Source organism: Pseudomonas sp. QS1027 (assembly GCF_002814235.1).
Taxonomy (GTDB): domain Bacteria; phylum Pseudomonadota; class Gammaproteobacteria; order Pseudomonadales; family Pseudomonadaceae; genus Aquipseudomonas.
This window is the reverse complement of the sequence record NZ_PHSU01000036.1, coordinates 26,171-40,797: the sequence shown is the minus strand read 5'-3', so window position 1 is coordinate 40,797 and position 14,627 is coordinate 26,171. Positions and strand designations below refer to the sequence as shown.

Here is a 14,627-nt window from a genome sequence, read left to right as displayed (position 1 = left end):
TCTTCTTCGCGGCTTTCTTTGAATCCATGCCCTTGCTCATGATGCGCACTCCAGATGGATGTAGACTCAGGTATACACCCATCCGAGCACTTCAGCTCTCTTATAATCCCGCGCCAGCCTCCTCCAGCGATGAATTCGATGCCCGATCCCGACTACGCACAGCTGCCGGAAACGCTGCGGCCATTGCTGAACAAGTTCTACCGCGCGCACAACTCGCCGATGCGTTCGGCCAGCGACGGGCAACTGTGGGTAGCCCGGCAAGGAGAGATCATCGGCGGTCTCTCGCTGACACCGGTTGCCCAGGGACATTGGCTTACCGGGCTGTTCGTCGCCCCGCCACAGCGCGGCCAGGGCATCGCCGCGCAGTTGGTGCAAGAGGCCCTCGGCGGCTGCAACGGCCCGGTCTGGCTGTTTTGCCATCCCGACCTGCGCGGGTTCTATGAACGCCAGGGCTTCCACAGTGACCCGGCCCTGCCGCAGCCACTGGCGGAGCGCCTGGCGCGCTACTCGCGCAGCAAGCCGATGATCGCCCTGGGTATAGAACCGTTGGTGAGGTCGACTGTGCAAAATGTGTGATCGGTGGCGCATTTGCCCGTGCTAGCCTCGAGCACACACTCGTTTTGACCAGGATGATCATGAAACGCACGCTCGTGGCTTTATCCTTGACCGCCCTTCTCGCGCCACTCGCCAGCCAGGCCGCCACCACCAGTACCGCCATCACCGACGCGCAATACGCCAAGGTCCTGGACGGCCCGTGGCGAGCGCCGGAAAACAGCGTCCGCGACGGCTACCGCCATCCCCGACAGACTTTGCAGTTCTTCGGTTTGCAGGCCAACCAGACGGTGATCGAGATCACCCCCGGCGGTGGCTGGTACAGCGAAGTGCTCGCGCCGCTGCTCAAGGACCACGGACATTACATCGCGGCCGTGCAGGCGCCCGCGACCAGTGAGTTCGCCAAGCGCTCGGCCGACAACCTGAAGCAGAAATTCGCCAAGGACCCGAGCCACTACGCCAAGGCCGGCGTGGTCGAGTTCGATCCCCAGGCACCGGTGTTCGGCAAGCCTGGCTCGGCAGACCGCGTGCTGACCTTCCGCAATGTGCACAACTGGGTCATGGCCGACGACGCCCCGGCGATGTTCAGCGCCTTCTTCAAGGTACTGAAACCGGGCGGCGTGCTCGGCGTGGTGGATCACCGCGCCAAGGACGGCGCGGACCTGGCCAGTATCAAGCAAAGCGGCTACCTGCCCACCGCCTACGTGGTGAAACTGGCCACCGATGCCGGCTTCGCGCTGGAAGGACAAAGCGAAATCAACGCCAACCCCAAGGACACCAAGGACTATCCCGGTGGGGTCTGGACCTTGCCACCCTCGCTGAAGCTGGGTGAGCAGGACCGGGCCAAGTATGTGGCCATCGGCGAATCGGACCGCCTGACCTTGCGCTTCATCAAACCCGGCAAGGTGGCGGCCCAGTAAAAGACGCTGGAGGCGCGGACGATCAGTCGTCCGCCGTCGGGTCCAGGTCGGGGAACAGCACTTCGGTGAAACCGAATTTACTGAAGTCGCTGATCCGCGACGGGTACAGGCGGCCGATCAGGTGGTCGCACTCGTGTTGCACCACCCGGGCGTGGAAACCCTCGGCGACCCGCACCAGCGGTTCGCCGTTGGGTGTGAAGCCTTCGTAGCGGATACGCGAGTAGCGGTCCACCGCCCCCCGCAGCCCCGGCACCGAAAGGCAACCTTCAAAGCCTTCTTCCAGCTCCGGCCCCAGGGGCGTGATCAGCGGGTTGATCAGGATGGTCTGCGGCACCGCCTCGGCATCCGGATAACGCTCGCTGTGCTCGAAACCGAAGATCACCAGTTGCAGGTCGACGCCGATCTGCGGCGCGGCCAGGCCGACGCCACCGACGTGCTCCATGGTCTGGAACATATCGTCGATCAGCTCCCACAACGCCTTGCTGTTGAACAGTTCCGCCGGCACCGGCGGGGCGATGCGTAGCAGGCGCTCATCGCCCATTTTCAGGATTTCACGAATCATGATCAGGTTTCGTCAATAGTCGGCTTGAGGGAGTGGTCCCGCCCCAATCCGGAGATAGGCATGGTGTCGTCATGCTCGTGGAAGTCCTTTTCGCCAGGATTCTTGCCTTCGGACGACATGTGTTCGATCACCGCATTCATTTCAGCCCCGAGCAACAGGACCGCCGCGGAAATATAGAAGTACAGCAGCAGGACGATGATCGCCCCGATACTGCCATACATTGCGTTGTAGTCGGCGAAGGTTTTCACGTAATAGCCGAAGCCCAGGGACGCGACGATCCAGACCACCACCGCGAGTACCGAGCCGGGAGTGATAAAGCGGAATTTCTGCTTCACGTCCGGCATCACGTAGTACATCAGGGCCACGGCGAACATCAGCAGCACGACGACCACCGGCCAGCGCAGCCAGGTCCAGAGCGTGACGACGTACTCCTGCATGCCGATCTGCCCCGCCACCCAGCTCATCACCTGCGGCCCGAGCACCATCAGCGCGGCGGCGGCCAGCAGCATCACGGCGATGCCGACGGTGTAGAAGATCGACAGCGGGAAGCGCTTCCAGATCGGCCGGCCCTCGACCACGTCGTAGGCAGCGTTCATCGCGCTCATCATCAGCCGCACGCCGGCCGAGGCGGTCCACAGGGCAATGACGATACCCACCGAGAGCAGGCCGCCCTTGGATTGCTGCAACTGGTCGATCACCGGGTTGACCTGGTCCAGCGCCTGGGGCGGCAATACCAGTTCCGACTGCATGCGCAGCCAGGTGAAGAAGTCCGGCAGGTGCAGGAAACCGATCAGGGCGATCAGGAACAACAGGAAGGGAAACAACGAAAACAGCATCTGGTAGGCCAGTGCCGAGGCATAGGTCGACATTTCGTCGGCGACGAACTCAGTGACCGTGCGCATCATCACGCGATGCAGGGGCAGGTCGCGCAACTCAGGGAAAATCATAGCGTCTCCTTTCGCCGCAAATAAAGGTAGCGAGTCAAGGCGACTCAAAAGGGGGCTCCAGCACAGCTCTTTCTAACCCAAAGCAAGGCGGTTGGCGACCCTCAAAACATTTCTCGATCTTAAGCAGTGTAGTCGCCACGCGAAAACGGCCATCCTGGGATGGCCGCTGGGTCCGTACCCCGAAGGGTCAGGCTCGATCGACACCTTTCTTGATGGCGTCCTTGGTTTTGCCGACAGCCTTCTGGGCATCGCCCTTGAGCTCCTGGACCTTGCCTTCGGCGCGCATCTGGTTGTTGCCGGTGGCCTTGCCGACGGCTTGCTTGACGTTACCCACCGCTTCGTTCGCCGTGCCTTTGATTTTATCGCTGGTGCTGCTCATGATATTTCTCCAAGTAAGAAATGCGGGTGTCATGTCTCGACATAAGGTTGACCCGGGGCCTGCGCGCGGAGTTTCATTTTTTTTCAGGCGATGTTTACACGCGCTTTTTATCGAAGAATTCAGGTTTGGCTTTATGTTTGCCCGCCAACCCCCGAGAATGCGCACCAGATTCAGGCTCTGGCGCTGAAGATCGATAACGGTAGGAAAGTCATGAAACTCGATAAAAAGCAGGCCATCGCCCGCCGCAACCAGGAACTGGGCGGCGCGGTGCTGGGCCTCAACAACTGTCACTTCACCGAATTGAACCGCAACAAGAACATCTGGTGGTTCGATATCCCGGTGGCCCGCCTGGCGATCGGCCAGTACGAATGGGTGCATCTGTTGCTGCATACCCCGAGCACCGACCAGTTGTTGCACCTGAAGGTGACGACGGCGTTCCTGCGCGAGAAGATGGAAGGCCTGGTGGTGCGCAACGCCGGCAAACGCCGCCCTACCCTGAGCCTGGAGCTGAGTGCCGACAAGGACTCCTTCCTCAAGGACGTACGCCCGGCCGGTACCGGTGTGGACTTCGCGCCGTTCCAGCAGTCCTGAATAGCAGATGCCATAAATGACAAAGCCCCGCATGGCGGGGCTTTGTCGTTTCAGCGGGTCAGGCGATTTTCTTCAGGCCCAGCTTCGCAAGCTCGCTATCGCGCAGCTCGCGACGCAGGATCTTGCCGACGTTGGTGGTCGGCAACGCATCGCGGAACTCGACGAACTTGGGTACTTTGTAGCCGGTGACATTGGCGCGCATGTGCTCCATCACCTGGTCCTTGGTCAGGGTCACACCCGGCTTGGCGACGATGAAGATCTTGATGACTTCCCCGGACTTCTCGTCCGGTACACCGATGGCCGCGCATTGCAGCACGCCCGGCAAGGTCGCCAGCACGTCTTCCAATTCGTTCGGATAGACGTTGAAGCCCGACACCAGGATCATGTCCTTCTTGCGGTCGACAATCCGCATGTAGCCGTCCGGCTGGATGACCGCGATGTCGCCGGTCTTCAACCAGCCTTCGCTGTCGAGGATCTCGTCGGTGGCGTCCTGGCGCTGCCAGTAGCCCTTCATCACCTGCGGGCCCTTGATGCACAGCTCGCCGATTTCGCCCAGGGCCTGTTCTTCCCCGGCATCGTTGACCACCTTGCACAGGGTCGAAGGCACCGGAATGCCGATAGTACCGATCTGGATGCTCTGGCTCGGGTTCACCGTCGCCACCGGACTGGTTTCGGTCATGCCGTAACCTTCGCAGATGGCGCAGCCGGTCACCGCTTTCCAGCGCTCGGCCGCCGCCAGCTGCAGGGCCATGCCGCCGGACAGGGTGACCTTGAGCGCGGAGAAGTCCAGCTTGCGGAAACCCTCGTTGTTGCACAGTGCGACGAACAGCGTGTTCAGGCCGACAAAGGCGCTGAACTTCCACTTCGACAGTTCCTTGACCATCGCCGACAGGTCGCGCGGGTTGCTGATCAGGATGTTGTGATTACCGATCAGCATCATCGCCATGCAATGAAAGGTGAAGGCATAGATGTGGTACAGCGGCAGCGGGGTGATGACGATCTCGCTACCTTCATTGAGGTTCGAGCCCATCAGCGCCTTGCACTGCAGCATGTTCGCCACCAGGTTGCGGTGGGTCAGCATCGCCCCCTTGGCCACGCCGGTGGTGCCGCCGGTGTATTGCAATACGGCCACATCGCTGCTGACCGGATTGGCTTCCTTGATCGGCTGGCCATGGCCCTTGCTCAGGACGTCGTTGAACTTGACGGCCTTGGGCAGGTGATAAGCCGGGACCATCTTCTTCACGTACTTGATGACACTGTTGATCAGCAGGCGCTTGAGCGGCGGCAACAGGTCGGCGACCTCGGTAACGATGACGTGCTTGACGCCGGTCTTGGGCACCACGGTTTCGGCCAGGTGCGCCATGTTCGCCAGGCACACCAGGGCCTTGGCGCCGGAGTCGTTGAACTGGTGTTCCATTTCCCGCGCGGTGTACAGCGGGTTGGTGTTGACCACGATCAGCCCGGCACGAATGGCGCCGAAGACCGCGACTGGATATTGCAGCACGTTGGGCAACTGCACGGCGATGCGATCGCCCGGTTGCAGGTCGGTGTGCTGTTGCAGGTAAGCGGCAAAAGCACCCGACAGTTCGTACAGCTCACCGTAGGTGAGTGTCTTGCCGAGGTTGCTGAAGGCCGGCTTGCTGGCGAATCGTTGGCAAGACTGTTTCAATACCGTCTGAACATTCGGGTACTCGTCGGGATTGATATCGGCAGCAATCCCAGCCGGGTACTTATCCTTCCAAAAGTCTTCGATCATGGAAGCCTACTCCTCAGCAACGCGAATTCAGCACCGCATTTGATGCGATTATTATTTGTCTGTGTTTTTTATTGGGTGAATCCGGCTTTAACCTACGCCGAGAAGTCACAAAGCGCGCCGAGAGTAGCAGCTTTGCCGAGGGTCGCCTAGAGCCAAACGTGGCCCTTACGGTCATAAAGATGACTCAAGAAACACAAGCGGTCACTTTTAGAGTAAAGGTTCTATTTGTTGGATTTTCGCTCTGGATCGAGGGTTTCAAGGCCAAAAAGCTTCGCGGGCAAGCCCTGCTCCTACAGTCCGTCGTCGTTCACCGATTTTGTGTACGACACAACGCTGTAGGAGCAGGGCTTGCCCGCGAAGAGGCCCTCAATGACACCGCATCACTTGCGGCTCAAGCGATATCCCGCAACTCCCGCCGCAGGATCTTGCCCACCGCCGTCATCGGCAACGAATCACGCAGCACGATGTGCTTGGGTACCTTGTAGCCGGTAAAGTTTTCCTTGCAGTAGGCCTTCAGCTCTTCGAGGCTGACCCCCGTATCCCGCGCCACCACAAACAACTTCACCGCCTCGCCGGAACGCTCGTCCGGCACGCCGATCACCGCGCAGTTGGCGACCTTCGGATGGGCCATCACCACATCTTCGATTTCATTGGGGTACACGTTGAAACCGGAGACGATGATCATGTCCTTCTTGCGGTCGACGATGCGCACGAAGCCGTCCGGGTCGATCACCGCAATGTCGCCGGTCTTGAACCAGCCCTCGGCATCGAGCACCTGTTCAGTAGCCTCGACCTGCTGCCAGTAGCCCTTCATCACTTGCGGCCCCTTGATGCACAACTCGCCACGCTCGCCCAGCGGCTGCTCGACACCGTTGTCGTCAATGACCTTCAAGGCCGTACCGGGCACCGGCAAGCCCACCGTGCCCAGCTTGCCCTTGTCGCCATAGGGGTTGGTGCAGGCGATCGGCGAAGTCTCGGTCAGCCCGTAGCCTTCGGTGATGCGGCAACCGGTGAGCTTGTGCCAGCGCTCGGCGGTGGCCTTGACCAGCGCGGTGCCCCCGGAGTTGGTGAGTTTCAGGCTGGAAAAATCCAGGGTCTTGAACTCCGGATGCTCCATCAACGCCACGAACAGGGTGTTGAGCCCCAGCAGCGCGGAAAACCGCCAGTTCTTCAGCTCCTTGATAAAGGCACCGATGTCCCGCGGATTGCTGATCAGCACGTTGTGGTTGCCGGTGACCATCATGCACATGCAGTTCGCGGTGAAGGCATAGATGTGGTACAGCGGCAGCGGCGCGATCATCACCTCCTGGCCTTCCTTGAGCAGCGGCTGGCCATCGTCGCCAGGCTGGGACAGGCAACCCCGGGCCTGTTGCATGTTCGCCACCAGGTTGCCATGGGTCAGCATCGCGCCCTTGGCCAGGCCCGTGGTGCCGCCGGTGTATTGCAACACCGCGATATCGTCCAGGCCAACGCTCAATGGCCGGATCGCGTTGCCCTGGCCCAGGCGCAAGGCGCTCTTGAACGAGGCCGCCTGGGGCAGGTCGTAGGCCGGCACCAGCTTCTTCACCTTGTCCACCACCAGGTTGGTCAGCCAACCCTTGGCGGCGGGCATCAGGTCGCCCATCTTCGCTTCGATCAGGTACTCGATCTGGGTATCGGGCAGCACTTCCTGGACCCGCTGGCCGAACAGGTTCAGATACACCAGCGCGCGGGCGCCGGAGTCCTTGAACTGATGGCGCATCTCGCGAACGGTGTACAGCGGATTGGTGTTGACCACGATCAGCCCCGCGCGCAACGCGCCGAACACCGCAATCGGATAATGCAGGACGTTGGGCAATTGCACCGCAATGCGGTCGCCCGGTTGCAACTCGGTGTGGTTTTGCAGGTAACCGGCGAAGGCCGCGCTGTAGCGCTCGAGCTCGGCGTAGGTCAGGGTCACGCCCATGTTGCTGAAGGCCGGACGATCGGCGAACTTCTTGCAGGAGCGCTCGAACACCTCGATCACCGACTTGTAGGCACCCAGATCGATGTCCAGGGGTACGCCGGTGGGGCGCTTGTCATTCCAGAAATCAGGTTGCATTGTTTTTGTCCTCTTACCTGAGCCTCTGCGGGGCCGCCTGCGCCCAAGGCGAAAAAAGCGGTGCTTAGCGGACGTTAGCAGCTAACGGGCATCAGGCAAATATGCTGGACACAGTCATTAACATCATGAATCTTGCTGCCAATGCGCAGGAGGGTCTGCTTCCTGTGCAAGGATGCGCTATACAATGGAGCGACAACGCGCCCCGGCCGATGTCCGTCTCGTCCCCGTGCAAAGGAACCGCCATGATCCATGACACCTTCTGGTTGACCGTCAGTGACCACAGCCGCCTGTACGTCAATCGCTGGTTGCCGGACGGCCCACCGAAGGCCGTGATCCTGCTGTCCCACGGCATGGCCGAACACAGCGGCCGTTATGCCCGCCTGGCCGAAGCCCTGTGCGCCGCCGGCCATGGTTTGTACGCCTTCGACCAGCGCGGCCACGGCAAGACCGCCGAACACGGCGTGCTCGGCCACTACGCCGACCAGGACGGCTGGTGCGCGATGGTCAGTGACCTGGCCAGCCTCAACCAGCGCATCGGCGAACAGCACCCCGGAGTGCCGATCATCCTGCTCGGCCACAGCATGGGCAGCTACATCGCCCAGGCCTACCTGCTGCACCACAGCGCCAGTTTGCAGGGCGCGGTCCTCAGCGGCTCGAACTTCCAGCCGGTGGCGCTGTACCGCGCGGCCGGCGCGATTGCCCGCTTCGAACGCTGGCGCCAGGGCCCCACCGGGCGCAGCGCGCTGATCGACTGGCTGTCATTCGGTTCGTTCAACAAGGCCTTCAAACCCAATCGCACGGCTTTCGACTGGCTGAGCCGTGACCCGGATGAAGTGGACAAATACGTCAACGACCCGCTGTGCGGCTTCCGTTGCACCAACCAATTGTGGATTGATCTGCTCGGTGGCCTGCAGCAGATCAGCAAGGCGAAAAACCTCGCGCAGATCGACCCGGGCCTGCCGCTGCTGGTGATCGGTGGCGAATGTGATCCGGTCAGTGAGGGCAAGCGTCTCAAGGATCTGGCCGACGCTTTGCGCGCCGCCGGTAGCCAGAACCTGCAATTGAACGTCTATCCACAGGCACGGCATGAAGTGTTCAACGAGACCAACCGCGAGGAAGTCACCCGCGACCTGATCCAGTGGCTGGAACAGGCCCTGGCCCATCGTCGCCCGTCGCGCTCGGAATGATCGCCGGCTAAATCATTTTCTTTGAAATCAATCCGTTGATTTCAAATAACACCCTTACAGGACCACCTTGCGATGACCCAGGTTACCAACACGCCTTACGAAGCCCTTGAAGTCGGCCAGACCGCCAGCTACAGCAAGACCGTTGAAGAGCGCGATATCCAGTTGTTCGCCGCCATGTCAGGCGATCACAACCCGGTGCACCTGGACGCCGAGTTCGCCGCCGCGAGCATGTTCAAGGAGCGTATTGCCCACGGCATGTTCAGCGGTGCGCTGATCAGCGCCGCGGTGGCCTGCGAACTGCCCGGGCCGGGCACCATCTACCTGGGCCAGCAGATGAGCTTCCAGAAGCCGGTGAAGATCGGCGACACCCTGACCGTCCGCCTGGAGATCCTCGAGAAGCTGCCGAAATTCCGCGTGCGCATTGCCACCCGCGTGTTCAACCAGCGCGATGAACTGGTGGTCGACGGCGAAGCCGAGATCCTCGCACCGCGCAAGCAACAGACGGTCACCCTGACCAGCCCACCGCCGATCACCATTGGCTGATGCAAAAAAAACGCCGGATCAACCGGCGTTTTTCATGGCAGCGTGAAACTTAGCTGGCGCGGGCGATGTTACGCAGCGCTTTCACCTGGTCGTGATTGCGCAGCACACCCTGATACTGACGGTTCACCAGGTCAGTGAGGCCCACCAGATTGTGCTTGGCCAGCTTCTCCAGCGCTTCGCGATAGGCTTTCTTGGCGTGGTCTTCGCCGCGCTCGGCTTCGTTGAGTACCGCCTCTTCACCCTTGCCGGTGAACAGCGACTTCACGTCCACCCAACGACGGTGCAGGTCACCGGCGACACTGGTGGAGGTCTCCGGATCGCCGCCCAATTTGCGCACCTCGGCCTGCAGTTCGGTCGCGGATGCGGCGCACTCGCTGGCACGGTGCACGAACAACGCCTTCAGCTCGGGATTCTTGATGTCTTCAGCGCAGGTCTGAAAACCTTTCTGACCGTCTTTACTGACTTCGATCAGATCATTGAGAATCGATACGGCTTCTTTGTTGATGCTGGTCATGGCTCAATTCCTTCTGGTGGTGAAAGGTACCAAAGACTGTTGCAGTCACCGTGCCAAGCCTTGACCGATTATTTTATACATATATTTCAAATACTTAGAAATAAGCCAACTATCTGTATGGCGGTTATTTGCATGAACTGTCAATTGGCCTGCATGCAGAATGCCTGTATTTTTCAAGACGCTTGAACAGCGCAAGACAAGGTCGCCCATGAATCCCGAGAAACTCGAACTGCTGGTCACCCGCGAAATGCCGTTCGGCAAATACAAGGGGCGGATCATCGCCGACCTGCCCGGCCCGTACCTGAACTGGTTCGCCCGCGAGGGGTTCCCACACGGCGAGCTCGGTGGCCTGCTCGCCTTGATGCAGGAGATCGACCACAACGGCTTGTCCGACCTGCTCGACCCGCTTCGCGCCAAGCACGGCAAACCCAAACCCCGCCATTGACCCCGTTGTCGAGAGAGGCACCGCCATGTCTTGGAATGAAGAACACGCCCGCGACGAACACTTCTGGCGCAGCGTGGCCGCGCGCTATGACGTGGAGCCCGGCCCGATCAACCTGGAAAACGGCTACTTCGGCCGCATGACTCGCAGTGTCGTGGAGGCGTACGAACGCCATATCGAGTTCATCAACCGCAGCAACTCGGTGCACGTGCGCCAGCGCTTCGAAACCCTCGAAAGCCTGGAGATTCGCGCGCAACTGGCCGACCTGCTGGGTACCCACCACGAGGCCGTGGCCCTGACCCGCTGCGCCAGCGACGGCCTGCATTCGCTGATCCGCAACTACAATGCCCTGCAGCCCGGCGACCAGTTGCTGGTCAGCGACCAGGAATACCCCAGCGTCCTCGGTGCCATGCGCTGGCTGGCACGCAACCGTGGCATTGAACTGATCGAAATCAGCCATCCCTTCCCGGCAAGCTTCGCCAGCCTGGTGAACACCTATCAGGAAGCCTTCGAGCGTTATCCCCGGCTGAAGCTGATGGCCCTGACCTATGTCACCCATCGCAGCGGGTTGGTGATGCCGGTCCAAGCCATCGCTGCCGCCGCCCGCAAACATGGGGTGGATGTGATCCTCGACGGCGCCCATGCCCTGGGCCAGATCGATTTCAACCTTGAAGCGCTGGGTATCCTGTTCGCCGGTTTCAACCTGCAGAAATGGATGGGCGCGCCCCTGAGCCTGGGCTTTATCTATATCGATCCGACGCGCCTCGAGGAGATCGACCCCGACATGGGCGAGGACCGCTACCCGATCAGCGATATCCGTTCGCGCGCCCCCTATGGCACGCCGAATATTCCAGCCTGGATGACCTTGCCCCTGGTCTTCGAGGAACATCGGGCACTGGGCGGCTCGGCAGCCAAGGGCGCACGACTCAATTACCTGCGGGATATCTGGGTGGGCGCGGCACGCGGGATGCCGGGTATCGAGGTGCTGACACCGGATGATCCGCGGTTGTATTGCGGCATCACCTCGCTGCGCTTTCGGCATGAGCCGGACCAGCAGCGGATGGTCGACCGACTCCTGGCGGAGTACAACCTGTTTACCGTGGTTCGCGAAGGCACGGCCCATGGCAATTGCATCCGGGTCACGCCGGGACTGGCCAACTCGGCCGAGGACCTGAAGCAGCTGGCGCGGGCCTTGGGCGAATTGAGCGGCTGATCGCCAGGCAAAAAAAACGGTGCGCCGACCAAGCGCACCGTAAAGCCGTAGAACACACAACGAAATTCAGTAACGATAAATCAGTCCAGCAGGGCCAGCGCCTCGGCGGTGCATTCCTGGATCCGCGCCCAGTCGCCGTTCTTGATCCACTCGGGATCGAGCATCCAGCTGCCACCCACGCACATCACGTTTTTCAATGCCATGTAGCTCTTGATATTGGCCGGGCCGACGCCGCCAGTCGGGCAGAATTTCACTTCGCCGAACGGACCGCCCAGGGCCTTGATCGCCGCCACGCCACCACTGACTTCCGCCGGGAACAGCTTGAAGCGGCGATAGCCCAGGCCATACCCCTCCATGATCCCCGAGGCATTGCTGATGCCGGGCAACAACGGAATCGGGCTGTCGACGCTGGCTTCCAGCAGGTCACGGGTAATGCCCGGGGTGACGATGAATTGCGAACCCGCCGCCTCCGCCGCCGCCAGCATCTGCCGATCGAGCACGGTGCCGGCACCGGTCACCAGTTCCGGACGTTCTTCACGCAGGATCTGGATCGCCTTGAGGCCGAACTGCGAGCGCAGGGTCACTTCCAGCGCGGTCAGGCCACCAGCGGCCAGGGCATCGGCCAGCGGCAGGACATCCTGCTCACGGGCAATGGTGATCACCGGAAGAATCCGTGCACGGGTGCAAAGCTCATCGATCAGGGCGACCTTGTCTGCCATGGAGACGGTCGGGACATTTTTTGTCATAGCAGCGGATCCTTGACTCATGGGCACCAGTAAATATTCAGGGTAGGTTGCAAGAAAGCGCGAATCGGCATGGCGGCGAGGTCATCGCCGGCCAATGCGGCATTCAGGGTGGCCAGCTTCGACTGGCCGGAAATCGCCAGCACGGTGAAGGCTGCCGAGGCCAGCAGCGCCCGGCTCATGGTCAGGCGCTGGTGCGGCACGGTCGGCGCCAGCATCGGCCAGACGCGCCGGCTGCCATCCAGTTGCAGGGCCGCCGCCAGGTTCGGGCTGTCGGGGAACAGCGAGGCGGTATGCCCGTCATCCCCCATGCCCAGGACCAGCACGTCGATATCCGGCAATTCGGCGAGCAGTTGATCGGCCTGTTCGGCCGCCGCTTCCAGGTTCGCCGCGGCGCTGTACAAGCCGATAAACCGCGCCTTGGCCGCCGGGCCCTGGAGCAGGTAGCGCTTGAGCAGGCCAGCGTTGCTGTCGGCGTGCTCCACCGGCACCCAGCGCTCATCAGCGAGGCTGACCACCACACGGGACCAGTCCAGCTCCTGCTTCACCAGGCTCTGGAAGAACGCCACCGGGCTGCGCCCGCCGGACACCACCAGGGTGGCCGCGCCGCGTGCGGCAATGGCCGCCCGCAGTTGCTCGGCCACGGCTTGCGCCTGGCCCTCGGCCAACAGCGCCGGGCTGCGGAATTCGTGCGCCTGCACGCCTTGCGGCAGTTTCAATTCAGATATCGCCATACCACGACCTCCCATCCCGCGTGATCAGTGCAATGGAGCTCATCGGCCCCCAGGACCCGGCCGCGTACGGCTTGGGCGCATCGCCGGATTTCTTCCAGCCGGCGATCAACTGGTCACACCACTTCCACGCGGCTTCGATTTCATCTTTACGGACAAACAGGTTCTGGTTGCCGTGCATCACTTCCAGCAGCAGACGCTCGTAGGCGTCCGGAATCCGCGCACTGCGATAGGTGTCGGAGAAATTCAGTTGCAGCGGCCCGCTACGCAGTTGCATGCCCTTGTCCAGGCCCTGCTCCTTGGTCATCACCCGCAGGGAAATACCTTCGTCCGGTTGCAGGCGGATGATCAGCTTGTTGCTGATCTGCAGGCGCTGCTCCGGGGCGAAGATGTAGTGCGACGGTTCCTTGAAGTGGATGACGATCTGCGACAGCTTCTGCGGCATGCGCTTGCCGGTGCGCAGGTAGAACGGCACGCCGGCCCAGCGCCAGTTGCGGATATCGGCACGCAGGGCGACGAAGGTCTCGGTATCGCTCTGGGTATTGGAGTTTTCTTCCTCCAGGTAACCCGGCACCGAATGCCCTTCGCTGTGCCCGGCGATGTACTGGCCGCGCACCACCTGGGTGGTCAGGCCTTCCGGGCTGATCGGCGCCAGGGCCTTGAGCACCTTGACCTTCTCGTCACGGATGCTGTCGGCCGAGAGGTCGGCCGGCGGGTCCATGGCGATCAGGCAGAGCAGTTGCAGCAGGTGGTTCTGGATCATGTCCCGCAGTTGGCCGGCCTTGTCGAAGTAACCCCAGCGGCCTTCGATACCGACCTTCTCGGCCACGGTGATTTCCACGTGGGAGATGTAGTTCTGGTTCCACTGGGTTTCGAACAGGCTGTTGGCGAAACGCAGGGCGATCAGGTTCTGCACCGTCTCCTTGCCCAGGTAGTGGTCGATGCGATAGGTGCGGTTTTCCGGGAAGAAGCGCGCCACGGCGTCGTTGACCTTGCGCGACGACTCGAGGTCCGAACCGATGGGTTTTTCCAGCACCACCCGGGTGTTTTCGGCCAGGCCGACCTTGGCCAGGTTCTCGCAGATCGCGCCATAGACCGAGGCCGGCGTGGCGAAATAAGCGATCAGGCACTGGCTGGTACCGGCTTGCTCGGCCAGGGCGACATAGTCGTCGGGCTTGAGGAAGTCCACGTGCAGGTAACTCAGGCGGGCGAGGAAGCGCTCGAGCACCGCCTCGTCGATTTCCTTGGCCTCGACAAAGACCCGCAGTTCTTCTTCGATGGTCGCCAGGTGCTCGGCATTGCTGCCGGGCTCGCGGGCCAACGCCAGGATGCGCGTGTCCTCATGCAGCAGGCCCGCGCCATCGAGGTGATACAAGGCAGGAAACAGCTTGCGAAGCGCCAGGTCGCCCAGGGCGCCAAACAAGGCAAAGGTGCACGGTTCAACCGTTATCGAAGGCATGATGTTTG

Annotated in this window: 16 protein-coding genes; 7 read left to right on the top strand and 9 right to left on the bottom strand. The window is 61.5% G+C overall.

Annotation, left to right across the window (positions count from 1 at the left end; all coding sequences use genetic code 11):
* The first annotated feature begins 138 nt into the window (after window positions 1-138).
* Together CWE01_RS29485 and CWE01_RS29480 are read left to right on the top strand one after the other, a co-directional pair.
* Window positions 139-576, top strand: a complete 438-nt coding sequence (locus CWE01_RS29485) for a GNAT family N-acetyltransferase (protein ID WP_100944099.1) — start codon at window positions 139-141, stop codon at window positions 574-576.
* Between the two features lie 59 nt (window positions 577-635).
* Window positions 636-1,472 carry a class I SAM-dependent methyltransferase gene (locus CWE01_RS29480; protein WP_100944098.1) on the top strand — a complete coding sequence of 279 codons (837 nt, stop codon included), beginning with the start codon at window positions 636-638 and terminating at the stop codon, window positions 1,470-1,472.
* Window positions 1,473-1,494: 22 nt separating this feature from the next.
* Here the strand turns inward: CWE01_RS29480 and def are convergent, their stop codons facing one another.
* The 3 genes from def to CWE01_RS29465 all read right to left on the bottom strand — a co-directional run bounded on the left by def (window position 1,495) and on the right by CWE01_RS29465 (window position 3,360).
* Window positions 1,495-2,034, bottom strand: coding sequence for a peptide deformylase (gene def / locus CWE01_RS29475; protein ID WP_100944097.1), 540 nt, complete (start codon window positions 2,032-2,034; stop codon window positions 1,495-1,497).
* 2 nt (window positions 2,035-2,036) lie between these two features.
* Entirely contained in the window at window positions 2,037-2,981 is a 945-nt protein-coding gene (locus tag CWE01_RS29470) for a YihY/virulence factor BrkB family protein (RefSeq protein ID WP_100944096.1), read from the bottom strand.
* Between the two features lie 187 nt (window positions 2,982-3,168).
* Window positions 3,169-3,360, bottom strand: coding sequence for a CsbD family protein (locus tag CWE01_RS29465; RefSeq protein ID WP_100944095.1), 192 nt, complete (start codon window positions 3,358-3,360; stop codon window positions 3,169-3,171).
* Window positions 3,361-3,570: 210 nt separating this feature from the next.
* Between CWE01_RS29465 and CWE01_RS29460 the strand changes: the two genes are divergently transcribed.
* Window positions 3,571-3,951, top strand: a complete 381-nt coding sequence (locus tag CWE01_RS29460) for a hypothetical protein (RefSeq protein WP_100944094.1) — start codon at window positions 3,571-3,573, stop codon at window positions 3,949-3,951.
* Between the two features lie 58 nt (window positions 3,952-4,009).
* On the opposite strand, the gene fadD1 is transcribed toward CWE01_RS29460, so the two are convergent.
* Both fadD1 and fadD2 read right to left on the bottom strand, forming a co-directional pair.
* A complete protein-coding gene (fadD1, locus tag CWE01_RS29455; RefSeq protein ID WP_100944093.1) occupies window positions 4,010-5,707 on the bottom strand; it encodes a long-chain-fatty-acid--CoA ligase FadD1 in 1,698 nt (565 codons plus the stop codon).
* A gap of 391 nt (window positions 5,708-6,098) precedes the next feature.
* Window positions 6,099-7,787 carry a long-chain-fatty-acid--CoA ligase FadD2 gene (fadD2, locus tag CWE01_RS29450; protein WP_100944092.1) on the bottom strand — a complete coding sequence of 563 codons (1,689 nt, stop codon included), beginning with the start codon at window positions 7,785-7,787 and terminating at the stop codon, window positions 6,099-6,101.
* Window positions 7,788-8,029: 242 nt separating this feature from the next.
* On the opposite strand from fadD2, the gene CWE01_RS29445 reads away from it, so the two are divergent.
* A complete protein-coding gene (locus CWE01_RS29445) occupies window positions 8,030-8,974 on the top strand; it encodes an alpha/beta hydrolase (protein WP_100944091.1) in 945 nt (314 codons plus the stop codon).
* A 72-nt stretch (window positions 8,975-9,046) separates the two neighbouring features.
* Window positions 9,047-9,517, top strand: coding sequence for a MaoC family dehydratase (locus tag CWE01_RS29440; RefSeq protein WP_017126221.1), 471 nt, complete (start codon window positions 9,047-9,049; stop codon window positions 9,515-9,517).
* 49 nt (window positions 9,518-9,566) lie between these two features.
* On the opposite strand, the gene CWE01_RS29435 is transcribed toward CWE01_RS29440, so the two are convergent.
* Window positions 9,567-10,031 (bottom strand): PA2169 family four-helix-bundle protein, encoded by a 465-nt coding sequence (locus CWE01_RS29435; protein WP_100944090.1) that lies wholly within the window; start codon window positions 10,029-10,031, stop codon window positions 9,567-9,569.
* Between the two features lie 208 nt (window positions 10,032-10,239).
* Between CWE01_RS29435 and CWE01_RS29430 the strand changes: the two genes are divergently transcribed.
* Entirely contained in the window at window positions 10,240-10,476 is a 237-nt protein-coding gene (locus CWE01_RS29430) for a DUF3820 family protein (protein WP_027619874.1), read from the top strand.
* 25 nt (window positions 10,477-10,501) lie between these two features.
* A complete protein-coding gene (locus CWE01_RS29425; RefSeq protein WP_100944089.1) occupies window positions 10,502-11,686 on the top strand; it encodes an aminotransferase class V-fold PLP-dependent enzyme in 1,185 nt (394 codons plus the stop codon).
* 80 nt (window positions 11,687-11,766) lie between these two features.
* Here CWE01_RS29425 and CWE01_RS29420 read toward each other — a convergent pair whose 3' ends face one another.
* The 3 genes from CWE01_RS29420 to zwf are packed head-to-tail and all read right to left on the bottom strand — an operon-like array spanning window position 11,767 to window position 14,619.
* On the bottom strand, window positions 11,767-12,432 hold the full coding sequence (locus CWE01_RS29420; RefSeq protein ID WP_100944088.1) for a bifunctional 4-hydroxy-2-oxoglutarate aldolase/2-dehydro-3-deoxy-phosphogluconate aldolase: 666 nt from the start codon (window positions 12,430-12,432) through the stop codon (window positions 11,767-11,769).
* A gap of 17 nt (window positions 12,433-12,449) precedes the next feature.
* Window positions 12,450-13,163 carry a 6-phosphogluconolactonase gene (gene pgl / locus CWE01_RS29415; RefSeq protein ID WP_100944087.1) on the bottom strand — a complete coding sequence of 238 codons (714 nt, stop codon included), beginning with the start codon at window positions 13,161-13,163 and terminating at the stop codon, window positions 12,450-12,452.
* A complete protein-coding gene (gene zwf, locus CWE01_RS29410) occupies window positions 13,150-14,619 on the bottom strand; it encodes a glucose-6-phosphate dehydrogenase (protein WP_100944086.1) in 1,470 nt (489 codons plus the stop codon). Before zwf ends, pgl begins: the two co-directional genes overlap by 14 nt.
* Window positions 14,620-14,627: the final 8 nt, after the last annotated feature.